We start from the raw sequence: 22,784 nt of genomic DNA, 5'->3' as shown, positions 1-22,784 counted from the left end.
CTGACGCTCTTTCGTGATACGAGGGGAGCGCGCTCCCTGCTCACCGGTGGCCGAGATTGTCAGTGATTTCCCGGCCCGGCCTCCCGATACCCGAATCGCAGATCAGGACCAAAGTGGCGTATTCATACGAAGCCCCAGTTTCGCAGTCGCTGTTCGACCGGGCGTCCGTCGTGACGCCCGGCGGCGTGAACTCTCCCGTGCGTGCCTTCCGGGCCGTGGGCGGTACGCCCCGGTTCATGGTGTCCGGCACCGGTCCGTACCTCACCGACGCCGACGGCCGCGAGTACGTCGACCTCGTGTGCTCCTGGGGACCGATGATTCTCGGCCACTCTCACCCCGAGGTCATCGCCGCCGTCCAGGAGGCGGTCTCCCGGGGCACCTCCTTCGGTACGCCGGGTGAGGGCGAGGTCGCGCTCGCCGAGGAGATCGTGGCGCGGATCGAACCCGTCGAGCAGGTGCGCCTGGTCTCCTCCGGCACCGAGGCGACCATGTCGGCGATCCGGCTGGCCCGCGGTTTCACCGGCCGGGCCAAGGTCGTGAAGTTCGCCGGCTGCTACCACGGGCACGTGGACGCGCTGCTCGCCGCCGCCGGGTCGGGCGTGGCCACCTTCGGGCTGCCCGACACCCCGGGAGTCACGGGCGCCACGGCCGGGGACACCGTCGTGCTGCCGTACAACGACCTGGACGCGGTGCGCGCCGCCTTCGCCGCGCATCCGGGCGAGATCGCCTGCGTGATCACCGAGGCCTCGCCCGGCAACATGGGCGTCGTCCCGCCGGCGGACGGCTTCAACGCCGGGCTCAAGGAGCTGTGCGCCGCGAACGGCGCGCTGTACATCTCCGACGAGGTCATGACGGGCTTCCGTACGTCGAAGGCCGGCTGGTACGGCGTCGACGGCGTCCGGCCCGACCTGATGACCTTCGGCAAGGTGATGGGAGGCGGCTTCCCCGCGGCGGCCTTCGGCGGTCGCGGCGACGTGATGGCGCACCTGGCCCCGGCCGGCCCGGTCTACCAGGCGGGCACCCTCTCCGGGAACCCGGTCGCCACCGCCGCCGGGCTCGCCCAGCTGCGGCTGCTGGACGACGCGGCGTACGCGAAGATCGACGCGGTCTCCGCCGAGCTGCGTTCCCTGGTGGGCGTCGCGCTCACCAAGGAGGGCGTCGCGCACACCGTGTCCGCCGCGAGCAACATGTTCTCCGTGTTCTTCACCGACGAGCCCGTCCGCGACTACGAGGACGCCAAGAAGCAGGACGTCTTCCGCTTCACCGCGTTCTTCCACGCGATGCTGGAGCAGGGCGTCTACCTGCCGCCCTCGGCGTTCGAGTCCTGGTTCGTCTCCACGGCCCACGACGAGCGGGCGGTCGAGCGCATCGCCGCCGCCCTGCCCGCCGCCGCCCGTGCCGCAGCGGAGGCCACGGCATGAGCGGGAGCGCGAGCGGCGCGAGCGGGAGTGCGGAGGACCGGAGCGCGGAAGACCGGAGCGCGGAAGACCGGAGCGTCAGCCGCGACGAGCAGTTGACCGTGGTGCACGTGGTCCGGCACGGCGAGGTGCACAACCCGGACGGCGTGCTCTACGGGCGCCGCCCCGGCTACCACCTCTCCGACCTGGGCCGGCAGATGGCCGACCGGGTCGCCGAGCACCTGGGGAAGCGCGACATCACCCATGTCGTCGCCTCCCCGCTGGAGCGCGCCCAGGAGACGGCCGCCCCCGTCGCCAAGGCGCACGGCCTGGACCTCGCCACCGACGCCCGGCTGATCGAGGCCGCCAACGTCTTCGAGGGCAAGACCTTCGGCGTCGGCGACGGCGCGCTGCGCAAGCCGGACAACTGGAAGCACCTCACCAATCCGTTCAGGCCGTCCTGGGGCGAGCCGTACATCGAGCAGGTCGTCCGGATGATGGGCGCGCTCGACGCCGCCCGGGACGCGGCGCGCGGGCACGAGGCGGTCTGCGTCAGCCATCAGCTGCCGATCTGGATCCTGCGCTCCTTCGTCGAGCGCCGCCGCCTGTGGCACGACCCGCGCAAGCGGCAGTGCACGCTGGCCTCGCTGACGAGCTTCACCTACCGGGGCGACCGGATCGTCTCGGTCGGCTACTCGGAGCCGGCCCGGGACCTGGTGCCCGCGCACCTGCTGGCCGGGGCCAAGCCGGTGAAGGGGAAGGCCGCCAAGGGGCAGTCCAAGGCGTTCGGCGCGTAGTCCGACGCCACGGGACGGGACGTACGGGACCGGCTGCCGCGCATCGCGGCGGGCGGTCCCGTCCCTTTTTCCGCGCCACCTAACAATAAGTTAGCTTAGGCTAAGCTAACTTGACCTCAGGTGGACGGGCCTACGACCCGTCGGGCCCTGCTGGTTCCCGTGGGGCTCGTCGTGGTCACGGACGCCTGCGACGGAACGGTGGAACGATGATCCGCACTGCCCCCACGACCACGACCACGACCACGACCACGGCCACGATCACGGTTATGGCCGCGACCACGCCCGGCCGGAGACCGGCCGGGCGGGCCCACCCCGGTGAGGCCGGTCGATGAGTGACGCGGCCCGTGCGGCGGACGCCGCCCCCCGGCCGGTCACCGGCCCCCGGATAGCCCGGCTCGCCCGGCAGCTCGAAGCGGCCCGGGACGCCGACGCCCGGGACGCCCTGACCGAGGCGTTCTGGGACGGGGCGACCCGTACCGGCACCCCGCTCGTCGAAGCGCTCGACGACGCCCCCGGCCATCGCGCCGTCACCTTCCTCTGGCGCGGCCACCGCGCGACCCGCCAGGTCCTCCTGATGGCGACCGGCATCGGCGACCGCGACCGCCCGGCCGAAACACTCCTCCATCACCTCCCGGGCACCGACGTCTGGTACCTCGGCTACCGGCTGCGCGCCGACCACCGGGGGTCCTACCGGCTGGTCGCCGACATCTCCCCGGGCCCCGCGCCCGCCGATCCCGTCCTGCTCCAGCGGCGGTTGGCGGCGCTCATGGCCCACGGCGCGGCCGACCCGCTCAACCCCCGCCGCCTGCCGGTCCGCCGGCGTGCCGTGGAGAGTTCGGTGTTCGCCCTGCCCCAGGCCCCGCCCCAGCCCTGGGCCGGCCGGCGGGCCGACGTCCGGCGCGGCACCGTCGAGCGGCATACCGTCGAGCGGCGCACCGGCACCGGCCACGCCCCGGGAGAGGAGCGCGCGGTCTGGACGTACCTTCCGCCGGAGAGGGCGGCCCGGCCCGAGGGCGGGTCTCCGGGGCCGGGGCCGGGGCCGGCGCCCGGACCGCTGCCGGTGCTCGTGCTCTGCGACGGGGACATGTGGTTCGGGCGGCTCGGTTTCCAGGACACGCTCGACGCGCTGATCGCCGACGGGGTCCTGCCGCCGCTCGTCGTCCTCTCCCCGGACGCCGGCGACGCCGCGACCCGGCGCCGCGACCTGGGCGGGCGGGAGGCGTACGCCGCGTTCCTCGCCGACGACCTGCTGCCCTGGGCGCGCGCCCGGTGGCCGCTGACCGCCGACGCGGACCGGACCGCCGTCTCCGGACAGGGGCTCGGCGGGACGGCGGCGCTGTACGCCGGCCTCACCCGGCCCGAACGCTTCGGCCGGGTGCTCGTCCAGTCGCCCTCGCCGGGCCCGACGCCCGGCGGCGGAGACCGGGCTTCCCTGCCCGTCGTCCACCTCGCCCTCGGCCTGCACGACGGGGCGGCCCGGGCCGAGCACGGCGAGACCCTCGTCCCGGCGCTGCGCGCCCGGGGGCACCGGGTCGTCCGCACCGTCTACAACGGCGGGCGCGACCACGCCTGCTGGCAGGGGCTCCTGGCCGACGCCCTGGTGGAGACCTTCCAGCAGGAGGACGGCTGACGGCCGGTCCGATGCGCGGCGGTCCGATAGGGGCGGCGGTCCGATGTGCGGCAGTCCGATAGGGGCGGCGGTCCGATGGGGACGGCAGTCCGTTGGGCGGCTCCGTCAAGCGGTTTCCGTGCCCGCGCATGAGTTCGATGATTCAGGGAAGCCGACCCGTCGGCGCCGACAGGTGGCCCGTACACGCGACCAGTGACCCCCGGAAGCCGGCCGGTGATCCGGCGGTCGACGGCAGAACTGCGGAGGGCCGCTCCCGCGTCCCCCACGGGGGCGGCCCGCAAGCGCGTGCGAGCACCGTACGGACATCGCGCCTTGATGAGGCGGACGGTCGGTCGGACTGCAAGGTAAAGCGTAAAGAAAGTCCCCAAATGCACGGAACCGACGTGTTACGCGCCCCATCTAACCCTTCAGCAGTTTGTATGAGCTTGAGATAAAACGACCGCAGATGGGGACGGTATGCGCGACATCAATCGAAGGGGCCTGCTCGGGGCGGGGCTCGGGACCGCAGCCGCGATCGGCCTCGCCGGCTGTGGCGCCTCGGGTTCCTCCAGCGACGGAGGGTCCGGCCGGGGCGGCAAGGGAGACACCGGGAACGGCGGCAACGCCAGCGGAAACGGTGCGTCGAAGAACAAGGTCCGGCTGATCGGTGACGGCTCGACCGCCGACACCGGAAAGCAGCCCCACCAGCCGCAGGCGCCCGTTCCGCTCGAACCCGGCCAGAAGCCGCCGCAGTTCGTGATCTTTTCCTGGGACGGCGCGGGCGAGGTCGGCAACGGACTCTTCCCGCGCTTTCTCGAACTGGCCAAGGAACACGACGCGGCCATGACGTTCTTCCTCTCCGGCATCTATCTGCTGCCCGAGTCGAAGAAATCCCTCTACCGTCCGCCGAACAACCCTCGCGGCGCCTCCGACATCGGTTATCTCACCGACGATCACGTCAAGGACACACTGAAGTACGTGCGCCGGGCGTGGCTGGACGGCCACGAGATCGGCACCCACTTCAACGGGCACTTCTGCGGTGGTTCCGGATCGGTGGAGCGCTGGACGCCCGCCCAGTGGCACAGCGAGATCAATCAGGCTGTGTCGTTCGTCACGGAATGGCGGACGAACACCGGCTGGGAGAACGAGGATCCGCTTCCGTTCGACTATCGCAAGGAACTGATCGGCGGCCGCACCCCGTGCCTGCTCGGCCAGGACAATCTCCTGCCGACCGCGAGCAAGCTGGGCTGGCGCTACGACGCCAGCTCGCCCGGCGGCCGTCAGACCTGGCCCGTGAAGCGCGGCGGCGTCTGGGATCTGCCGCTGCAGGCGATGCCGTTCCCCGGGCACTCCTTCGAGGTGCTCTCGATGGACTACAACATCCTCGCCAACCAGTCGCAGAATTCGACGAAGGGCATGCCCTCGCGTTATCCGGGCTGGCGCACCCAGGCGACCGGGGCGTATCTCGCCGGTTTCCAGCGGGCGTACGAGTCGAATCGCGCGCCGTTCTACATCGGGAACCACTTCGAGGAGTGGAACGGCGGCATTTATATGGACGCCGTGGAAGAAGTGATCAAGAAGGTGGCGGACAAGGACGACGTGCGTCTCGTCTCGTTCCGGCAGTACGTGGACTGGCTCGACGCGCAGGATCCCGCCGTGCTCGCCAAGCTCCGGACGCTGGACGTCGGACAGGCGCCCGCCGGCGGCTGGAACTCCTTCTTTAAACAGGCCTGACAAGGGGCTTTACGGGCACCGAGGGGGGCGCGAGGAAGCCCGGAATCCGCCATGCGAAACTTTTCACATGAGCTTTGGCCGCGCGTCCCGACGCCGCTTCACCCTGCTCGCCGCCACCGCTGTGGCCGGTGCCCTGACGCTGTCCGCGTGCGGCGGGGGCAACAAGGCCGGAGGCGGCGGCAACACCAACTTCATCACCGGCAGCGGGGGCATCTCCACCGTAGCCAAGGGCGACCGGGTGGCGGCGCCGAAGCTCGACGGCGAGGGTCTGGACGGCAAGCCGCTCGACCTCGCCGACCACAAGGGCAAGGTCGTCGTGCTCAACGTCTGGGGCTCCTGGTGCGGCCCCTGCCGGCTGGAGGCGAAGTACTTCGCGCAGGTCTCCGAGGAGACGGCGGACCAGGGCGTCCAGTTCGTCGGGATAAACACCCGCGACCCCGAGCGGGACAAGGCGATCAACTTCGAGAAGGACTACGGGGTCGAGTACCCGAGCTTCTACGACCCGATCGGCAAGCTCATCCTCCGCTTCCCCAAGGGCACCCTGAACCCGCAGGCCATCCCGTCCACCGTGGTCATCGACCGGGACGGGAAGATCGCGGCCCGCACGCTCCAGGCGCTCGACGCGGACGAGCTGCGCAAGATGATCGACCCGATCATCGCGGAGAAGTGATCCGGTGATCGCGCTCGCCGCCCACCACGGGACCGTCACGCTGGCCGCGTACAACGAGACCGTCATGAGCGGGACCCTCCTGGTGTCCCTGCCGATCGCCCTGCTGGCCGGTCTCATCTCGTTCTTCTCCCCGTGCGTGCTGCCCCTCGTGCCCGGCTATCTGAGCTACGTCACCGGGGTCAGCGGCACCGACCTCGCCGAGGCGCGCCGGGGCCGCGTCGTGACGGGCGCCGTCCTCTTCGTGCTCGGCTTCACCGCCGTCTTCGTCTCGGGCGGGGCCCTCTTCGGCTACTTCGGCCGGGAGCTCCAAGTGCACGCCGAGCTGTTCAACAGGATCCTCGGCGTCCTGATGATCCTCATGGGCGTCTTCTTCATGGGGCTCCTGCCGGGGGTCACGCAGCGCGAGTTCCGGTTCCACAAGCGGCCGGTGACCGGACTGGCCGGCGCACCGCTGCTGGGCGCGCTCTTCGGGATCGGCTGGACCCCCTGCATCGGTCCGACCTTCGCCGCCGTGAGCACGCTCGCGTTCACCGAGGGCACCGCCGGACGCGGCGCGATGCTGACCGTCGCGTACTGTCTCGGTCTCGGTGTCCCGTTCGTCCTCGCCGCGGTCGCCTTCCGCAAGGCGCTCGGCGCGTTCGGCTGGGTCAAGCGCCACTACGCATGGGTGATGCGGATCGGCGGCGGCATGATGATCGTGACCGGAATCCTGCTGCTGACCGGTGTGTGGGCCACGCTCATGCAGCACATGCAGAGCTGGTCCAGCGGCTTCGTTGTAGGGATCTGAGTTCATGAGCAAGGCGAACGGCACGCGGACGCGGCAGCGCGAGGACGAGCGCGACCAGGGCTCCGCCCACGGCGCGGCGGGCGAACAGCTCTCCACCGCCCCCCGCGAGGAGCGCCCCGACACCGGGGCGGGCGTACCCGCGATGAGCGTGATCGGCTGGGCGCGCTGGTTCTGGCGCCAGCTCACCTCGATGCGGGTGGCGCTGATCCTGCTCTTCCTGCTCTCCCTCGGCGCGATCCCGGGGTCGCTGATCCCGCAGACCAGCGTCGACGACATGAAGGTGCAGGCCTTCAAGGACCAGCACACCACCCTCACCCCGATCTACGAGAAGCTCCAGCTCTTCGACGTCTACAGCTCGGTGTGGTTCTCCGCCATCTACATCCTGCTGTTCGTCTCGCTCATCGGCTGCATCGTGCCGCGCACCGGCCAGTTCGTCGGCCAGCTGCGCAGCCGCCCGCCGGGCGCGCCGAAGCGGCTGACCCGGCTGCCCGCGTACACCACCTGGCGTACGGAGGCGGAGCCCGAGGAGGTCCGTGAGGCGGCCCTCGCGGTCCTGCGGAAGCGGCGCTTCCGGGCGCACGAGGTGGGCGACGCGGTCGCCGCCGAGAAGGGCTTCCTCCGCGAGGCCGGGAACCTGGTCTTCCACATCGCCCTGATCGTGATGCTGGTGGCCTTCGCCTCCGGGCAGCTCTTCAAGTCCGAGGGCGGCAAGCTGATCGTCGAGGGCGACGGCTTCTCCAACACGCTCACCCAGTACGACGACTTCAAGTCGGGTTCGCTCTACGACTCCGACTCGCTGGCCCCGTTCAGCTTCGTGCTCGACGAGTTCGTCGGTACGTACGAGAAGAGCGGGCCCCAGCGCGGCACCCCGCGCACCTTCGAGGCCCGGGTGACGTACACCGAGGGGGCCGAGGGCGCGGAGCGCAAGGACGTCATCAAGGTCAACGAACCGCTCGTCGTGGACGGCACCAAGGTCTATCTGATCGCCCACGGCTACGCGCCCGTCGTCACCGTCCGGGACGGCAAGGGGAACGTCGTCTCGCGGTCCGCCGTCCCGCTGCTGCCGATCGACAACAACATCACCTCGTCCGGTGCCATCAAGGTGATGGACGGCTACAAGGACAAGAACGGCAAGAAGACCCAGCTGGGCTTCAAGGCGTTCTTCGTGCCGACCTTCGCCGGCGAGGGCAAGGGCCAGATGTTCTCGCAGTTCCCCGCCCTGGACTTCCCCGTGCTGGCGCTCAGCGCCTACCACGGCTCCCTCGGCGTCGACTCGGGGCTCGCGCAGAACGTCTACCAGCTCGACACGTCCAAGATGAAGGAGTTCAAGGGCGAGGACGGCGAGCTGCTCAAGAAGATGATGATGCCCGGCGAGAAGCTGGACCTGCCCGACGGCGCCGGATCCATCACCTTCGAGGGCGTCGAGGAGTGGGCCAGCTTCCAGATCTCGCAGCAGCCGGGCAACGGCTGGGCGCTCGGCGGATCCGTCGCCGCCATCGCCGGCCTCGCCGGCTCGCTGTTCATCCAGCGCCGCCGGGTCTGGGTGCGGGCGGTCCGGGGCGCCGACGGCGTCACGGTCGTGGAGATGGCGGGCCTGGGCCGCAGCGAGTCCGCGAAGCTCCCCGAGGAACTGGGCGACCTGTCGGCCGCCCTGGTCACCACGGCGCCCGTGGCCCCCGCCGCCGCGGAGGCACCGGACACGCCGGAGGCCCCGGACACTCCGGAGAAACCGGATGCACCCGCCTCCCCGGACGGGCCCGGCACGACCGGCGCCACGCCCGAAGCCACCAACGAGGCCGGGAGCCGGCCCGTACATCCTGCCGAAGCACCTGCCGAAGGGGCTGAGAAGTGAATCTCGCCGCCGCAACCAACGAGAGCCTGGCGAACACCAGCAATGTGCTGATCTATTCGTCGATGGCCGTCTACACCCTGGCCTTCTTCGCGCACATCGCGGAGTGGGTCCTCGGCAGCCGCAGCAAGGTCGGCCGCACGGCCGCCGCGCTGTCCGCCCCCGGAGCGGGCGCCTCCGCCAAGGCCACCGCCACCGCGGCGAAGACGCAGGCCGGTGGCACGGCCGTGCTGGACCGGCCCGAGGTCATCACCCGTTCCGCCACCGGCACGCGTGACGTGCCCGACGGCCCGGGTGCGGCCGGCGGCACGTTCAAGGGCGACCTGTGGGGCCGGATCGCGGTCTCGCTGACCGTGGTGGCGTTCCTCGTCGAGGCGAGCGGCGTCGCCACCCGCGCCCTGTCGGTGCAGCGGGCCCCCTGGGCCAACATGTACGAGTTCTCCATCACCTTCTCCACGGTGGCGGTCGGCTCCTACCTCGTGCTGCTCGCACTGAAGAAGAACGTCCGGTGGATCGGCCTCCCGCTGGTCACCACCGTCCTGCTGGACCTCGGCATCGCGGTCACGACGCTCTACACCGACAGCGACCAGCTGGTGCCCGCACTGCACTCGTACTGGCTGTGGATCCACGTCTCGACCGCGATCATCTGCGGCGCCGTCTTCTACCTCGGCGCGGTCGGCACGGTCCTCTACCTCTTCCGCGACAGCTACGAGAGCAAGCTCGCCTCCGGCGGCACGCCCGGGAAGTTCGCCTCCTCCGTCATGGAGCGGCTGCCCTCGGCGTCCTCGCTGGACAAGTTCTCGTACCGGATCAACGCGGCGGTCTTCCCGCTGTGGACGTTCACGATCATCGCCGGCGCGATCTGGGCGGGCGACGCCTGGGGCCGGTACTGGGGCTGGGACCCCAAGGAGGTCTGGTCCTTCATCACCTGGGTCGCCTACGCCGCCTACCTGCACGCCCGCGCCACCGCCGGCTGGAAGGGCCGCAAGGCCGCCTACCTGGCGCTCGTCGCCTTCGCCTGCTGGCTGTTCAACTACTACGGCGTGAACATCTTCGTCTCCGGCCTGCACTCCTACGCGGGGGTCTGAGAAACCCGCGGTCCGGGAAACCCGCGGTCCGAGAAACCCGCGCACGACGTACGACGGCTCCCCGGGCGGATTCTCGTCCGGGGAGCCGTCGCGTCGTGGGTCGGTGCCGTGGGTCGGTGGTGCGCCGTCAGGAGGCCGGCGGGGTCTTGTCGTCGGGGCCGGTACCGCCGTCGCGGCGGCCCCGCTCCTCCTCGGCCTCGGCGTCCTTGTCGTCCTTGAGGGACTTGAGGAAGTCCGGGTTGTCGTCCGGGGCCACCCACTGCTGGCGCCCGCGCCGCTGCCAGGAGGCGGGCCCGGCGCCCCCGGCCCTGGTGCGGCGGTTCTTGCCGGCGGCGAGCCACACGACCGGGCCGACGATCCAGAACAGCAGGATGATGAAGACCCAGGCGATCTTCGGCAGATGCTTGGTGTCCTCCTCCGTGGTGTTCAGGCAGTCGATGAACGCGTAGATCGTCAGAGCCAGCGGGACGATGAACATCAGGGCTCTCATGGTGCGTCCCCCAGGAAGCGGTGGCGGGCGGGATGCCGCCCGGTGGTGTCGCGGCCAGGGTACCGGCTCGGGATGTAGGAACCGGGGCCCGAGCCGGACCCGCGGGGCGCGTGCGCGGACGGCCCGCGGACTTGGCGCGCGGCGCGGGGGGAGCCCCGGCGGGGCCGCGGGGGCGGGGATGACAAACTGGACCGCATGGCTTACGACGATCTTCGCTCCCTGCTCCGGGCTCTTGAGCGCGATGGTGATCTCAAGCGCGTCAAGGTCGAGGTCGACCCCCACCTGGAGGTCGGCGAGATCGTCGACCGGGTCAACAAGGCGGGCGGGCCCGCCCTGCTGTTCGAGAACGTCAAGGGGTCCTCGATGCCTCTGGCCATGAACGTCTTCGGTACCGACCGGCGCCTCCTGAAGGCCCTCGGGCTGAAGTCGTACAGCGACATCAGCGACAAGATCGGCGGACTCCTCAAGCCGGAGCTGCCGCAGGGCTTCGTCGGGGTGCGGGAGGCCTTCGGGAAGCTCGGCTCGATGGTGCACGTGCCGCCGAAGAAGGTGAAGTCCGGCGACGCGCCCGTCCAGGAAACGGTGCTGACCGGCGACGACGTCGACCTGGACCAGCTGCCCGCGCTGTTCACCTGGCCCGAGGACGGCGGCTCGTTCTTCAACCTGGGCCTCACCCACACCAAGCACCCCGAGAACGGCGTCCGGAACCTGGGCCTCTACCGGCTCCAGCGGCACGACAGGCGCACCATCGGGATGCACTGGCAGATCCACAAGGACAGCGCCAACCACTACCAGGTCGCCGCCCGGCGCGGTGAGCGGCTGCCCGTCGCCATCGCCTTCGGCTGCCCGCCCGCCGTGACGTACGCCTCCACCGCGCCGCTGCCCGGGGACATCGACGAGTACCTCTTCGCCGGGTTCATCCAGGGCAAGCGGATCGAGATGGTCGACTGCAAGACCGTGCCGCTCCAGGTCCCCGCGCAGGCGGAGGTCGTCATCGAGGGCTGGCTGGAGCCGGGCGAGATGCTCCCCGAGGGCCCGTTCGGGGACCACACCGGCTTCTACACCCCGCAGGAACCGTTCCCCGCGCTGACCATCGACTGCGTCACCATGCGCAAGCGGCCGCTGCTCCAGTCCATCGTGGTGGGCCGCCCGCCGACCGAGGACGGGCCGCTGGGCCGGGCCACGGAACGTTTCTTCCTGCCGCTGCTGAAGATCATCGTGCCGGACATCGTGGACTACCACCTCCCCGAGGCGGGCGGCTTCCACAACTGCGCGATCGTCTCGATCGACAAGAAGTACCCGAAGCACGCCCAGAAGGTCATGAGCGCGATCTGGGGCGCGCACATGATGTCGCTGACCAAGCTGATCGTGGTGGTCGACTCCGACTGCGACGTCCACGATCTCCACGAGGTCGCCTGGCGGGCGCTCGGCAACACCGACTACGCCCGGGACCTCACGGTCGCCGAAGGGCCGGTCGACCACCTGGACCACGCCTCGTACCAGCAGTTCTGGGGCGGCAAGGCGGGCATCGACGCCACGAAGAAGCTGCCCACCGAGGGGTACACCCGGGACGGCGGCTGGCCGGAGATGGTCGTCTCCGACCCGGAGACGGCGGCGAAGGTCGACCGTCGCTGGAAGGAATACGGACTGTGAGCAGTACGGCGGAAGCGGCGTCCGTTCCCGGGCCCGCGCCCTCGGACAGCAAGGTGAAGGCGTTCCTGCGGCTCGTGATGATCGAGCACTCGATCTTCGCGCTGCCCTTCGCGTACATCGCCGCGCTGACCGCGATGTTCCTGCTGGACGGCAGCATCCACTGGGGCACGCTGCTGCTGGTCACGCTGGCGATGGTGGGGCTGCGGACGTTCGCGATGGCCGCCAACCGGATCATCGACCGGGAGATCGACGCCCGGAACCCGCGGACCGCGGGCCGTGAGCTGGTGACCGGCGCGGTGTCGGTGAAGTCCGCGTGGACCGGTGCGCTCGTCGCGCTGGCCGTCTTCCTGGGCGCGGCGGCCCTGCTCAACCCGCTGTGCCTGGTGCTCGCGCCGCTGGCCGTCGTGCCGATGGTGGTCTATCCGTACGGCAAGCGGTTCACGAACTTCCCGCACGCCATCCTGGGCCTCGCGCAGGCCATCGGGCCGGTCGGCGCCTGGCTCGCGGTGACCGGCAGCTGGTCGTGGGACGCGGTGATCCTCGGGCTCGCCGTGGGGATCTGGATCGGCGGCTTCGACCTGATCTTCGCCTGTCAGGACGTGGCTGCGGACCGGGCGCACGGGGTGCTGTCCTTCCCGGCGCGGTTCGGGATTCCGGCCGCGCTGTGGGGCGCGCGGGTGTGCCACGTGGTCACGACCGGGCTGCTGGTGTGGTTCGGTCTCGCCACCCACGCCGAGGTCTTCTACTGGATCGGCATGGCGATCGTGGCGGTGGCGTTCGTCTACGAGCACCGGGTGGTGCGGCCGCACGACCTGTCCCGGCTGAACCGGGCGTTCTTCTCGGTGAACGGCTTCATCGGCATCGCGCTGTTCGCCTGCGCGCTGCTGGACCTGCTGGTGCGCGGCCTGACGCCCTGAGTCCCCTCGGACCGTGACCAGGAGTCGCCTCGGGCCGTGACGAGGAGTCGTCTCAGACCGTGACGAGGTTGTCCGGTGCGCGGCGCGGGCGGCGGAAGAGGAAGGCCGCGGCCACCCCGCCGGCCAGCCCGAACAGGTGGCCCTGCCAGCTGACGCCCGAGTCGGTCGGCAGGACGCCCCACAGCAGCGAGCCGTAGACCACGGCGACGCCGACGCCTATGAGGACGTCCCAGGGGCGGCGGTCCACGAAGCCGCGGACCAGCAGATAGCCGAGCAGCCCGAAGACCACGCCGGACGCGCCGAGCGTGATCGTGTTCGCCGGGGCGGTCAGCCAGACGCCGAGGCCGCTGACCAGGATGATCGTCACGACGACGGCGGCGAACCGGCGCAGCCCCGCGAGGGCCGCGATGAAGCCGAGGACCAGCAGCGGGACGCTGTTGGAGGCCAGGTGTTCCCAGCCGCTGTGCAGGAACGCGGCGGGCACCACGTCGCGCAGCTCCGCCGCCTCGCGCGGGCTGATGCCGTAGGTGTCCAGGGCGTTGCCCGTGGCCGTGTCGATCCCTTCGAGGATCCAGAGCAGGGCCACCCAGCCCGCCATCAGGAGCCCGGCGGTCAGGGCCCGCGCGCCGCCGGTGGTGCCGTTGCGCGTGGTGCGGTCGGTGGTCCAGTAGTCGCCCATGGTCTGCCCCTGCCCCCGGTTGCCCGTCACCTGGTGAACGTCTGCGGCGCCCGCCCGGTTCCGGGTGCCGGGCGCGAGGGCGTGCCGGATAGGCTCGCAGGTGTGGAATCCAGGACTTCAGTGACTCATCAGCAGCGGCGGCCTTGGATTGTCGGGGTGTCCGGCGCTTCGGGTACCCCGTTCGCGGCAGCCGTTCTGCGCGGGCTGCTGGCGGCGGGCGAGAGTGTGGACCTGGTGGTGAGCCGGGCCTCGCGGCTGACGCTGCTGGACGAGACCGGCATCGCGTTCCGGGACGGGCACTGGCGGGAGGATCTGCGGACCTGGCTGGAGCGGGGGGCCGACGGGAAGCCGGACGCGTTCGCGGTCGGGGACGCGGAGCTGGAGCGCGTACGCCACTGGCCCGCCGGTGATCTGGCGGCCGGGCCGTCGTCCGGGTCGTACCCGGCGAAGGGGATGCTCATCGTGCCGGCTTCGACGGCCTGTGTGGCCGGAGTGGCGCTCGGTCTGTCGAAGGATCTGCTCCAGCGGGCCGCGAGCGTGACGCTCAAGGAGCGCCGCCCGCTCGTCGTCGCGGTGCGCGAGACTCCGCTGAGCGGCCAGACGCTGAAGCAGATGGTGGCCCTGGACGAGGCGGGCGCGATCGTGCTGCCCGCCTCTCCGGCGTTCTACGCGGGTGCGACGCACATCCAGGATCTCGTGGACTTCGTCGCGGGCCGGGTGCTGGACGCGGGAGGCGTGCCGCACCGGCTGTACCGCCGTTGGGAAGGAGAGCTCGGTGGCGGTTCCCGAGACCCTCAGGACCGGTAGGTCCGGGTCAGCGCTTCTTGTGCGCGCGCGGGGTGCGGGTCTTGTCGACGCGGTGCGCGGCGGCGGGCTGGTGGGCACGCGAGCGGTTGGCCAGGTCCTGCAGCTCGCGCATCCGGGCGTAGGCCATCTCGATCGTGTACACGGTGAAGTTCACTCCTGAAGATTCGAAAGCGTTTCTTGGATGTTCTAGAAGATTTGCAGGGCGTCAGCCTTACATGCCTTAGATTCTACACGTAAACTCGCGGTACTGCTGAACAATGGAAGGCTTCAGTCATATGGACGCGGTGGACAGGCAGCTCATCCAGGCCCTCAGGGAGAACGGCAGGGCCTCGTATGCCGAGCTGGGACGGCTCGTGGGGCTCTCCGGGCCCAGCGTCACCGACCGCATCAACCGGCTGGAATCCGCCGGGGTCATCACCGGTTACCGCGCCACCGTCGACTCCGCGTCGCTGGGGCTCGGCGTGACCGCGCTGATCGGGATCTCGCTCTCGGACGCGGCCGACCACGAGGACGTGGCGCGCCGGCTGAAGGACCTCGCGGAGATCGAGGACGCCTGGTTCATCGCGGGCGACGACTCGTACATGCTGAAGGTCCGGGTCGGTGACGTGGACGGGCTGGAGAAGACGATCCGCCGCCTCAGCGGTACGAAGGGCGTCTCCCGGACGCGTACGACGATCGTGCTCTCCACCAAGTGGGAGAACCGGGTCGGGGAACTGCCCGAGGAGGCGTAGGCGTACGGTTGGTCGGAGTCTGATACACGGAGATATGGGAGGCGCCCTAGTGGACGCGGGACTCAAGCGCGAGCTGGAGGAGAAGGTCCGGGCCGGCGAGCGGCTGACCCGCGAGGACGGGGTCGCCCTCTACGCGTCCGACGACCTGGCGTGGCTGGGCGGTCTTGCGCACGAGGTGCGCACGCGCAAGAACGGCGACGTGGTGCACTTCAACGTCAACCGGCACCTCAACATGACCAACGTGTGCACCGCCTCGTGCGCGTACTGCTCGTTCCAGCGCAAGCCGGGCGAGAAGGACGCGTACACGATGCGCATCGAGGAGGCCGTCCGTCTCGCCAAGGCGATGGAGGGCGAGAACCTCACCGAGCTGCACATCGTCAACGGACTCCACCCGACGCTGCCGTGGCGCTACTACCCGCGCTCGCTCAGCGCGTTGAAGGAAGCCCTCCCCGACGTCGCGCTGAAGGCGTTCACGGCGACGGAGATCCACCACTTCGAGACGATCTCCGGCCTCTCGGCCTCCGAGATCCTCGACGAGCTGATCGAGGCCGGTCTCGAATCGCTGACCGGCGGCGGCGCGGAGATCTTCGACTGGGAGGTCCGCCAGCACATCGTCGACCACCGCACCCACTGGGAGGACTGGTCGCGCATCCACCGCCTCGCGCACGAGAAGGGGCTCAAGACCCCCGCGACGATGCTGTACGGGCACATCGAGGAGCCCCGTCACCGCGTCGACCACGTGCTGCGGCTGCGGGAGATGCAGGACGAGACCGGCGGCTTCCAGGTCTTCATCCCGCTGCGCTACCAGCACGACTTCGTGGACATGAAGGACGGCAAGGTCCGCAACAAGCTCCAGGCCCGCACCACGATGGCGACCGGCGCCGAGGCGCTGAAGACCTTCGCCGTCTCCCGGCTGCTCTTCGACAACGTGCCGCACGTCAAGGTGTTCTGGGTGATGCACGGGGTGCAGACCGCCCAGCTCGCGCTCCAGCACGGTGCGGACGACATGGACGGCTCGGTCGTCGAGTACAAGATCACGCATGACGCCGACGACTTCGGCACGCCGAACAAGCTCGGCCGCGAGGACCTGCTCGACCTGATCCGCGACGCCGGTTTCCGGCCGGTCGAGCGGAACACCCGGTACGAGATCCTGCGCGAGTACCCGGGTCCGGAGGCGGGCCGGCGCGAGTCGCCGCAGCCGATGCGCGTCTGACGCCCACCCCGCCCGACCCCGCAGTGGGCGAAAGCCCTGCCTCACCTCGCAGCGGGCGCAAGCCCCGGCCGCCGTCCCGGCCGGGGCTTTCCCGCGTTTCGGACAACCTTGAGCCGCGCTGGCTGTAATGGTTAGTCTGCCTCTATGGCACTTACTTTCGCGTTGGATCCCTCGTTCACGCCCGCCCTGCGCGACGGCGTCACCGCCCTCTGGGCCGATGTCACCGACGCGGGCGGAGCCGTCGGCTTCGTACCGCCCGTCACGGCCGAGGAGATCCGGCCCGAACTGCTCAAGCACCTCGTGGCCATCGAGCAGGGCCGGGCCCGGCTGCTCGTCGGCCACGACGAGGAGGGCGCCGTCGCCGCCACCGCATTCCTCACCCTCAACGACCACCGGCTGATGAAGCACTGGCTGTGGCTCTACACCGTCATGGTCCACCCCCGCCACCAGGGCAAGGGGTACGGCCGCGACCTCATGGCCGCCGCCGCCGACGCGGCCCGCTCCGTCGAGGGCATCGAGGCGATCCGCCTCACCTGCCGGGGCGGCACCGGCGCCGACCGCTTCTACGCCGCCTGCGGATACAAGGAGGTCGGCCGGGTTCCGGACGCGATCCGGGTCGCCCCCGGCGACGACCGGGACGACATCGTCATGCTGCTGCCGCTGGGCCCGGAGGTCTCGTGAGCCGGGGGCCCACGGCGGGCCCGGCAACCCCCTGAACCGAGAGAATTCGGGCCATGCTTCACTGGACGGGCAGAAGCGTGTCGAGAGTCCATGGGAAGAGAGAGGGCCAGCCGTGTCCGCTGCCAAGCCGAGCGCGTTGATCCGTTACACGGCGTTGCGCCTGCTGATCTTCACCGGCTGCTTCCTCGCCGCCGGTGTCGCCGTCCACTTCGGGCTGGTGCCCGCAGGGCTCGGGGGCTCCAACATCGTCTGGGTGATCCTCCTCGGCCTCCTCCTCTCCGCCCCGCTCAGCTACGTGCTGCTGCGCAGGCAGCGCGACGAGATGTCCGAGCAGATCGTCTCCACCGTCGACCGCACCAAGGCGCGCCTCGACGCCAACCGCACCCGCGAGGACGCGGTCCAGTAGCGCCTGTAGGCGCCACGTAAGCTTCCTCACACACGCGCGCCGCGCGCACCCTTCTCCGCCGGACCCCGGGCGGGAGCCGACCGGCTCCAGCACCGGGGTCCGCGGCGTTCTCCGCTGTTCTCCAGCATCTTTTTCGGCCTTTCTGCCCTGCGGAGCCATGCCTGGCAGCCAAAGAAAGGCTTTGAGGTTCCCAAAGTTCAAGTGTTAACGTATTCGACATGAAGACAGCTGTGCGCCTCCGTCATGCCGTGAGCATCCCGCTCGTGGCGCGCCTGCATGTCGATCTCTGCCGCTGTATGTCCGCGGTCTGTTGCCGCGAGGTCTGATACGGCATCATGCAGCGGCGCCGCCCCTCGACGCGGGCGCCGCGACCCCGTCCCCGTTCCACCGCACGACCGCACGGACTGCCTCCGTGCGTCCCGCTGCGTCCCCAGTTGGAGTGTGTCCGTGTCCGCGAACCCCGCGTCCGCCGCCCCCGAGGCCGAGGAGCCCACCGGCTCCGGGTCTCGCCCCCGTATATCCAGGTTCCCGTTCTGGGCCCAGATCGTCATCGGTCTGGTGCTCGGCGTGCTGCTCGGCTGGCTGGCCCGCAGCCAGGACATCGGCTGGCTCGTCACCACCCTCGACGAGATCGGCTCGCTCTTCGTCCAGCTGCTGAAGCTGGCCGTCGCCCCGCTGGTCTTCTTCGCGATCCTCGTGTCGATCACCAACCTGCGCCAGGTCAACAACGCCGCCCGGCTCGCGACCCGCACCCTGCTCTGGTTCATGATCACCTCGCTGATCGCGGTCGCCATCGGCCTCGCGATCGGTCTGATCACCAACCCGGGCTCCGGCACCGGCCTCACGCCGAAGGACGGCGAGCTCTCCGAGACCAAGGGCAGCTGGATCGACTTCCTGACCGGCATCGTCCCGGACAACGTGATCACGCCGTTCACCGAGCTGAACGTGCTCCAGATCGTGTTCATGGCCGCCGTCGCCGGTATCGCCGCCCTCAAGCTCGGCGAGAAGGCCAAGCCGATCCTCACCCTCAGCCAGTCGATCCTGGAGCTGCTCCAGAAGGCCCTGTGGTGGGTCATCCGCCTCGCCCCGATCGGCACCGTCGGTCTCATCGGCTACGCGATCGCCGACTACGGCTGGGACCTCATCGGCAAGTACGCGACGTTCACCGCCGACGTCTACATCGGCTGCGCCCTGGTGATGTTCGGCGTCTACCCGCTGCTCCTGGCCACCGTCGCCAAGGTCAGCCCGCTCCAGTTCTTCAAGGGCGCCTGGCCCGCGATCCAGCTCGCCTTCGTCTCCCGCTCCTCGGTCGGCACCATGCCGGTCACCCAGCGGGTCACCGAGCGCCTCGGCGTTCCGAAGGAGTACGCCTCCTTCGCCGTCCCGTTCGGCGCGACCACGAAGATGGACGGCTGCGCCGCGATCTACCCGGCGCTGGCGGCGATCTTCATCGCGCAGATCTTCGACGTGCAGCTGGGCATCGGCGACTACCTCCTGATCGCCTTCGTCTCGGTGATCGGCTCGGCGGCCACCGCCGGTCTCACCGGCGCCACGGTCATGCTGACCCTCACCCTGTCCACGCTGGGCCTCCCGCTGGAGGGCGTCGGCCTGCTCATGGCGATCGACCCGATCCTGGACATGATGCGCACCGCCACCAACGTCGCCGGCCAGGCGCTGGTCCCGGTGATCGTCTCGGCCCGGGAGAAGATCCTCGACCACGACGCGTACAACTCCGCCTCGTCCTCCCCGATCGACTCCTTCGGCCAGGACGACGTCCGCGACGCCGAGCAGAAGGTGACCCTGCCGGCCCCCGCGTGACCTCGCGGGCGACGCCCGCCCCGCACCACGACCGCGCCCCCGGCCCACGTTTCCGTACGTGGGACGGGGGCGCGGTCGTGGTGCGGGGCGGGCGGCCGTTCGAGGACAGGGCCTGGCGCGCGGTCAGGGGCGCTGGAAGAGGACCTCGGGGTTGGCCGGGGTGGGGCCGCTCAGCAGCCGGGCCGGCCGGCCGCGCAGGCTCCGGTCGAAGAAGGCCGTCACATAGCTCCTGGTGATCGTGGTCGAGCGGGCGGCGGAGAGCGGCGCGTCCGGGTCCTCGATGCCGAGCTGCTCACCGATCTCGGGGAGGTCGGTGAAGGTGAAGTGCCCGGAGTCCCGCACCGTCAGCCACCGCTTGAAGCCGTCCAGCCGGTCCCAGGCGTCGTCCCAGGACGTGTCGCCGCCGCCGGGGCCGTGCCCGGGGTCGGTGCCCAGCATCAGGAACGGCCGCCCGTCCAGTCCCCGCACGGGGGCCGGGTCGAAGAACGTGCCGTCCATATTGACCCCCGCGTCCACCCGGTGGTCGACGGCCATCGTGGAGGCGGCCGCGTTGCCCCCGATGGAGTGGCCCGCCATGCCCACCCGGCGCGGGTCGATCGTCCGGGCGTGCCGCCACGCCGGGTCCGGGCCGGTCAGCCGGTCCAGCAGGAACGAGAAGTCGTCGGCCCGGCCGGCGGAGACGTCGGCCAGGACCTTCCGCCGCGCGGCGTCGTCGGGTTGCGCGGCCACCTTGTCGCAGGCCGCACAGGTGAGGACCCGCCCGTCGGGCAGTTGCGTACCGGTCGACTCGTACGGATGGTCCGCCGTCGCCACGACGTAGCCCCGGCTCGCCAGTTCCTCCGCGAGCCCGGTCAGCGTGGCCCCGGGCGTGCCGAAGCCGGGGGAGAGCAGGACCAGCGGGAAGCGTCCCGGGGCCGGGCGGGCCCCCGTACGGGCATGGGCGCCGATGCCGCTGACCAGCTCGGGCGGCACGACGTCCTCAAGTCCGCGCTGCGCGAGCATCAGCCGCGCCTCTTCCCGCGCCATGTACGGGGCCGGCTCGCCGCCGGTGCCGGGGCGGGCCGGGTAGTTCAGCGACACCAGCAGCCGGCGCGGCCCGGCGGCCGGGACCCACGGGTCGGCGCGGTCGTGGTCGGTCAGGAACAGGGTGTCGCGGCCGGTGGCGTACCGGCCGGTGGGCCGGGGAAGGGTGGGCGCCGTCGGCTCGGCCAGGTCGCCGCGGGCGGCGGAGGCGGGGGGTAAGGAGGTGGACCGCGCCGGGCCGGACGCCGAGGCGGGCGCGGCCAGGGCGGCCAGAGCGGTCAGGGCGAGCGCCGCGGCGGTCGCGGCGACGCCGGCCGGTCTGTTGCGGAGGGAGATCGTCATGTCCGCAACGCTAGGCAGGCGACCGGGCGGGCACATCGGACGCCGGGTGGACCCGCTGTCGGACCACGGGATGACCCCGCTCCTCCGCCGGTCGCACCGGGCCGGCCCCGCGCCGCGGGTGATCGTTCTCCGCCACGCCGGGCCGCGCACCGCCGTACCCTGGGACGGGAGCAGGGCAGTGGGGGCGGGGAGGACCGACATGGGTGCAGTGAAGAGCAAACGGATGCCGCGCGCCGTGCGCGAGCAGCAGATGATGGACGCCGCGGTGCGGACCTTCGGGCAGCGCGGCTACCGGGCCGCCTCGATGGACGAGATCGCGGAGCTGGCGGGCGTGTCCAAGCCGTTGGTCTACCTGTACCTGAATTCCAAGGAGGAGCTGTTCTCCGCCTGCATCCGCCGCGAGGCGAACGCCCTGCTGGAAGCGGTGCGGGCCGGAGTGGAGCCGGGGCTGCCCGCCGACGGCCAACTGTGGGCGGGGCTGCGGGCGTTCTTCCTCCACACCGCCGAGAACCCGGACGGCTGGTCGGTCCTGCACCGCCAGGCGCGTTCGCACGGGGAGCCGTTCGTCAGTGAGCTCGGGGGCATGCGGGACGAGATCGTCGCGTTCGTGACGGGTCTGATCGGCGCCGCCGCCCGCGAGGCGCACAGCGACCCGGCCCTCGCGGACCGGGACGTGGCGGGGCTCGCGCAGGCGCTGGTGGGGGCCGCGGAGTCGCTGGCGGGCTGGGCCAACGACACCCCGGACGTCTCGGCGAAGGAGGCCGCGGCGACCCTCATGAACTTCGCCTGGGCGGGCCTGGAGAACCTGATGCACGCCCGGCCCTGGCAGCCCCGGGACAGCCCTTAGGCCCGACAGGGCCCGGGCCCTGTCGGTCTCCCCTCCGGATCGTGCCGGGCCCGCGGGACCCGGCGCACACTCCCAGTACCTCTCCCCGCCCTCTCCCCGACCGCACGCCCCGTCGACGGCGGGAGCGGCCCGGCCGGCCGGCAGGTACTTCCCCGATCTCCGGCGGTGTCCGCCCCACGTCGGTAGCCTGCGCAGACAGCCGTGCACCTGAGGAGGGGCAGTGAGCGAAGACCAGGGAGCCGCGGGCGGCGTCAACTACTACGGCACACACGGCGATCGGATCGTGGGCCTGGGGCCACAGGGAGAAGCCAGGACGCTGTTCGGCAGGCCCCTCGGCGAGGGACGGGGGCCGTCCGACGCCGAGGACGAGTACCGCGCCTGGCTCGACGACGCCGCGCCGTGGAAGCCCTTCCGGGTCGGTGACGTGCTTCGGCACTCCGTGCGCGCGGAGTCGGTCGAACAGTACGAGGCGTTCGACGGCACAGTCCTGGACCTGCTGGTGGACAGGATGGACCTGCGGGGGGCCCTCGCCGACATCGTGTACATCGCCGCGGGTGAGATGATCGGCCCGGTGGATCCGCTGGAGGCGTATCGGCGGACGCGGCCGTGGAACATCGAGGACCGGTCGCGGCAGGCGGACGGGGACGCGCGGCCCTGGAGCGCCCTGGACCGGTTCCTCACCGTCCTGCTGCCCGAAGGCGAGCCGCTGGTCGTCCTGGGGCAGCGGGGCGCCGGCTACACGCAGTACTACCCGGCGGCGGTCTACCTCGTCGGTGGCGCGGCCGACGATCTGGAGAGGGACGCCGTTCCCATGACCGCGAGCCTCGTGCACGAGTACACCCATCTGGCACTCGGGCGCATCTACGCCAACGCCAGCCTGCCGTGGCCGGACAGCCGACGCTTCGACCCGGACCGCACCTACGCCCTGCGCACGGCTTTCGCCGCCGCGGCGAAGGCGGGGAAAACGGCGCTGGGGAGTGGGCTGACCGGTATCACGAGCCCGGGCCTACGAGGGATTCTCCAGCACATCGCGGGGACCCTGGCCGACATGTCCGCGGTCGACCTGGACCGGGAGGCCATCCCCTATCTGATCGAGGCGGAGGCCGCGGCAGCCTGTCACGATGAGCCGGATGCCGTGTCCGCGGTGTTCGGCACCGCCCTGCCCGCCGCGTTCGGCACGTACGTCGCGCCGGAACTCCGAGCCGCGGCAGAGGCCATCAACGGTGCGGGCCTGCTCCGTTGGTAG

22 protein-coding genes are annotated in these 22,784 nt (G+C 70.9%); 18 read left to right on the top strand and 4 right to left on the bottom strand.

What is annotated here, in order from left to right; all coding sequences use genetic code 11:
- The first annotated feature begins 113 nt into the window (after nt 1–113).
- The 8 genes from hemL to ccsB all read left to right on the top strand — a co-directional run bounded on the left by hemL (nt 114) and on the right by ccsB (nt 9,931).
- The gene (gene hemL, locus OG245_RS15755) at nt 114–1,421 is read left to right on the top strand and encodes a glutamate-1-semialdehyde 2,1-aminomutase (RefSeq protein WP_371624160.1); all 1,308 of its coding nucleotides are present in this window, start codon (nt 114–116) and stop codon (nt 1,419–1,421) included.
- Nucleotides 1,418–2,194: a histidine phosphatase family protein gene (locus tag OG245_RS15750; RefSeq protein ID WP_371624159.1), complete on the top strand. Its 777-nt coding sequence runs from the start codon at nt 1,418–1,420 to the stop codon at nt 2,192–2,194. Before hemL ends, OG245_RS15750 begins: the two co-directional genes overlap by 4 nt.
- A gap of 328 nt (nt 2,195–2,522) precedes the next feature.
- A complete protein-coding gene (locus OG245_RS15745) occupies nt 2,523–3,824 on the top strand; it encodes an enterochelin esterase domain-containing protein (RefSeq protein ID WP_371624158.1) in 1,302 nt (433 codons plus the stop codon).
- 456 nt (nt 3,825–4,280) lie between these two features.
- The gene (locus OG245_RS15740) at nt 4,281–5,537 is read left to right on the top strand and encodes a hypothetical protein (RefSeq protein WP_371624157.1); all 1,257 of its coding nucleotides are present in this window, start codon (nt 4,281–4,283) and stop codon (nt 5,535–5,537) included.
- A gap of 67 nt (nt 5,538–5,604) precedes the next feature.
- Complete coding sequence (locus OG245_RS15735) at nt 5,605–6,207, top strand: TlpA family protein disulfide reductase (RefSeq protein WP_371624156.1); 603 nt, start codon at nt 5,605–5,607, stop codon at nt 6,205–6,207.
- Between the two features lie 4 nt (nt 6,208–6,211).
- Nucleotides 6,212–6,994, top strand: coding sequence for a cytochrome c biogenesis CcdA family protein (locus OG245_RS15730; RefSeq protein ID WP_371624155.1), 783 nt, complete (start codon nt 6,212–6,214; stop codon nt 6,992–6,994).
- 4 nt (nt 6,995–6,998) lie between these two features.
- Nucleotides 6,999–8,846, top strand: a complete 1,848-nt coding sequence (locus OG245_RS15725) for a cytochrome c biogenesis protein ResB (protein WP_371624154.1) — start codon at nt 6,999–7,001, stop codon at nt 8,844–8,846.
- Nucleotides 8,843–9,931 carry a c-type cytochrome biogenesis protein CcsB gene (ccsB, locus tag OG245_RS15720; protein WP_371624153.1) on the top strand — a complete coding sequence of 363 codons (1,089 nt, stop codon included), beginning with the start codon at nt 8,843–8,845 and terminating at the stop codon, nt 9,929–9,931. The genes OG245_RS15725 and ccsB overlap by 4 nt, the downstream gene beginning before the upstream one ends.
- A 127-nt stretch (nt 9,932–10,058) precedes the next feature.
- Here the strand turns inward: ccsB and OG245_RS15715 are convergent, their stop codons facing one another.
- Nucleotides 10,059–10,409, bottom strand: coding sequence for a PLD nuclease N-terminal domain-containing protein (locus OG245_RS15715; protein WP_371627895.1), 351 nt, complete (start codon nt 10,407–10,409; stop codon nt 10,059–10,061).
- Nucleotides 10,410–10,616: 207 nt separating this feature from the next.
- On the opposite strand from OG245_RS15715, the gene OG245_RS15710 reads away from it, so the two are divergent.
- Together OG245_RS15710 and mqnP are read left to right on the top strand one after the other, a co-directional pair.
- Nucleotides 10,617–12,074, top strand: coding sequence for a menaquinone biosynthesis decarboxylase (locus tag OG245_RS15710; protein WP_371624152.1), 1,458 nt, complete (start codon nt 10,617–10,619; stop codon nt 12,072–12,074).
- A complete protein-coding gene (gene mqnP / locus OG245_RS15705) occupies nt 12,071–12,991 on the top strand; it encodes a menaquinone biosynthesis prenyltransferase MqnP (RefSeq protein ID WP_371624151.1) in 921 nt (306 codons plus the stop codon). Before OG245_RS15710 ends, mqnP begins: the two co-directional genes overlap by 4 nt.
- A gap of 52 nt (nt 12,992–13,043) precedes the next feature.
- On the opposite strand, the gene OG245_RS15700 is transcribed toward mqnP, so the two are convergent.
- Nucleotides 13,044–13,670, bottom strand: a complete 627-nt coding sequence (locus OG245_RS15700; RefSeq protein WP_371627894.1) for a rhomboid family intramembrane serine protease — start codon at nt 13,668–13,670, stop codon at nt 13,044–13,046.
- A gap of 120 nt (nt 13,671–13,790) precedes the next feature.
- On the opposite strand from OG245_RS15700, the gene OG245_RS15695 reads away from it, so the two are divergent.
- Nucleotides 13,791–14,477 (top strand): UbiX family flavin prenyltransferase, encoded by a 687-nt coding sequence (locus OG245_RS15695; RefSeq protein ID WP_371624150.1) that lies wholly within the window; start codon nt 13,791–13,793, stop codon nt 14,475–14,477.
- Between the two features lie 7 nt (nt 14,478–14,484).
- Here OG245_RS15695 and OG245_RS15690 read toward each other — a convergent pair whose 3' ends face one another.
- Nucleotides 14,485–14,631 carry a hypothetical protein gene (locus tag OG245_RS15690; protein WP_007460445.1) on the bottom strand — a complete coding sequence of 49 codons (147 nt, stop codon included), beginning with the start codon at nt 14,629–14,631 and terminating at the stop codon, nt 14,485–14,487.
- Between the two features lie 121 nt (nt 14,632–14,752).
- Between OG245_RS15690 and OG245_RS15685 the strand changes: the two genes are divergently transcribed.
- The 5 genes from OG245_RS15685 (at nt 14,753) to OG245_RS15665 (ending at nt 19,326) form a co-directional block, all read left to right on the top strand.
- Entirely contained in the window at nt 14,753–15,208 is a 456-nt protein-coding gene (locus tag OG245_RS15685) for an Lrp/AsnC family transcriptional regulator (RefSeq protein WP_371624149.1), read from the top strand.
- A 49-nt stretch (nt 15,209–15,257) separates the two neighbouring features.
- The gene (mqnE, locus tag OG245_RS15680) at nt 15,258–16,421 is read left to right on the top strand and encodes an aminofutalosine synthase MqnE (protein ID WP_371627893.1); all 1,164 of its coding nucleotides are present in this window, start codon (nt 15,258–15,260) and stop codon (nt 16,419–16,421) included.
- A gap of 144 nt (nt 16,422–16,565) precedes the next feature.
- Complete coding sequence (locus tag OG245_RS15675) at nt 16,566–17,102, top strand: N-acetyltransferase family protein (RefSeq protein WP_371624148.1); 537 nt, start codon at nt 16,566–16,568, stop codon at nt 17,100–17,102.
- Between the two features lie 112 nt (nt 17,103–17,214).
- The gene (locus OG245_RS15670; protein ID WP_371624147.1) at nt 17,215–17,508 is read left to right on the top strand and encodes a DUF4229 domain-containing protein; all 294 of its coding nucleotides are present in this window, start codon (nt 17,215–17,217) and stop codon (nt 17,506–17,508) included.
- A 447-nt stretch (nt 17,509–17,955) separates the two neighbouring features.
- A complete protein-coding gene (locus OG245_RS15665; RefSeq protein WP_371624146.1) occupies nt 17,956–19,326 on the top strand; it encodes a dicarboxylate/amino acid:cation symporter in 1,371 nt (456 codons plus the stop codon).
- 123 nt (nt 19,327–19,449) lie between these two features.
- Here the strand turns inward: OG245_RS15665 and OG245_RS15660 are convergent, their stop codons facing one another.
- Complete coding sequence (locus OG245_RS15660) at nt 19,450–20,691, bottom strand: alpha/beta hydrolase family protein (RefSeq protein ID WP_371624145.1); 1,242 nt, start codon at nt 20,689–20,691, stop codon at nt 19,450–19,452.
- A gap of 199 nt (nt 20,692–20,890) precedes the next feature.
- On the opposite strand from OG245_RS15660, the gene OG245_RS15655 reads away from it, so the two are divergent.
- Both OG245_RS15655 and OG245_RS15650 read left to right on the top strand, forming a co-directional pair.
- Complete coding sequence (locus tag OG245_RS15655; RefSeq protein ID WP_371624144.1) at nt 20,891–21,538, top strand: TetR/AcrR family transcriptional regulator; 648 nt, start codon at nt 20,891–20,893, stop codon at nt 21,536–21,538.
- A gap of 220 nt (nt 21,539–21,758) precedes the next feature.
- On the top strand, nt 21,759–22,784 hold the full coding sequence (locus OG245_RS15650; protein WP_371624143.1) for a hypothetical protein: 1,026 nt from the start codon (nt 21,759–21,761) through the stop codon (nt 22,782–22,784).

Source organism: Streptomyces sp. NBC_01116, from assembly GCF_041435495.1.
GTDB lineage: Bacteria > Actinomycetota > Actinomycetes > Streptomycetales > Streptomycetaceae > Streptomyces.
Note: the sequence above shows the minus strand (reverse complement) of the source record. Positions and strands in the feature narration are given on the sequence as shown.

Bases quoted from the DNA above. Each gene is read 5' to 3' on its own strand.
- OG245_RS15750 (WP_371624159.1), top strand. From the start codon at position 1,418: ATGAGCGGGAGCGCGAGCGGCGCGAGCGGGAGTGCGGAGGACCGGAGC.
- OG245_RS15745 (WP_371624158.1), top strand. From the start codon at position 2,523: ATGAGTGACGCGGCCCGTGCGGCGGACGCCGCCCCCCGGCCGGTCACC.
- OG245_RS15740 (WP_371624157.1), top strand. From the start codon at position 4,281: ATGCGCGACATCAATCGAAGGGGCCTGCTCGGGGCGGGGCTCGGGACC.
- OG245_RS15735 (WP_371624156.1), top strand. From the start codon at position 5,605: ATGAGCTTTGGCCGCGCGTCCCGACGCCGCTTCACCCTGCTCGCCGCC.
- OG245_RS15725 (WP_371624154.1), top strand. From the start codon at position 6,999: ATGAGCAAGGCGAACGGCACGCGGACGCGGCAGCGCGAGGACGAGCGC.
- OG245_RS15715 (WP_371627895.1), bottom strand. From the start codon at position 10,409: ATGTTCATCGTCCCGCTGGCTCTGACGATCTACGCGTTCATCGACTGC.
- OG245_RS15710 (WP_371624152.1), top strand. From the start codon at position 10,617: ATGGCTTACGACGATCTTCGCTCCCTGCTCCGGGCTCTTGAGCGCGAT.
- OG245_RS15700 (WP_371627894.1), bottom strand. From the start codon at position 13,670: ATGGGCGACTACTGGACCACCGACCGCACCACGCGCAACGGCACCACC.
- OG245_RS15685 (WP_371624149.1), top strand. From the start codon at position 14,753: ATGGACGCGGTGGACAGGCAGCTCATCCAGGCCCTCAGGGAGAACGGC.
- OG245_RS15675 (WP_371624148.1), top strand. From the start codon at position 16,566: ATGGCACTTACTTTCGCGTTGGATCCCTCGTTCACGCCCGCCCTGCGC.
- OG245_RS15660 (WP_371624145.1), bottom strand. From the start codon at position 20,691: ATGACGATCTCCCTCCGCAACAGACCGGCCGGCGTCGCCGCGACCGCC.
- OG245_RS15655 (WP_371624144.1), top strand. From the start codon at position 20,891: ATGGGTGCAGTGAAGAGCAAACGGATGCCGCGCGCCGTGCGCGAGCAG.